This is a genomic window from Vibrio sp. 1249-1, from assembly GCF_033340495.1.
In genome coordinates, this window is the sequence record NZ_JAWOWJ010000934.1 from 1 (window position 1) to 567 (window position 567).

Here is a 567-nt window from a genome sequence, read left to right on the forward strand (position 1 = left end):
AAAGAGTATCACCACCCAGGATTTGCCATCCCTAGCCCAACGTTGAACTTAGGCCATATCCATGGCGGTGATAGTGCCAACCGTATTTGTGGTTGTTGCGAGTTGCACTATGACGTTCGCCCATTGCCGGGCATCAGTTTGGACGGTTTAGAAAACATGCTGCGCAGCGCACTACAAGAAGTAGAAGCTAAATGGCCGGGACGAATCGACATCGTACCGTTGCATGAGCCAATTCCAGGATATGAATGTCAGCACGATCATCCATTTATCGGTGGTGTTGAAGAGATCTGTCAAACCAGTTCGCAAACCGTCAACTACTGCACGGAAGCGCCTTTCTTGCAGCAACTGTGTCCGACTCTGGTACTTGGCCCTGGTTCTATCGAACAAGCGCACCAACCAGATGAGTTTCTCTCCTTTGATTTTATCGACCCAACCATTGATGTGCTCTCAAAGGCGATGGTTAAGTATTGTTGTTGATTGAGTTTAAAAAAAGCCTTTATGCAGCTCCGATGAGCTGCATATTTTGGCTCTCAAAGCACAAGGTTTTATGCACCGTTAACACGAATT

1 protein-coding gene is annotated in these 567 nt (G+C 47.1%); it reads left to right on the top strand.

Translation table 11 applies throughout. The annotated features are described in order from the left end of the window. A partial coding sequence (locus tag R7Z50_RS29775) for a M20/M25/M40 family metallo-hydrolase (RefSeq protein ID WP_318150052.1) occupies nucleotides 1-477 on the top strand: 477 nt, incomplete at its 5' end. Nucleotides 478-567: the final 90 nt, after the last annotated feature.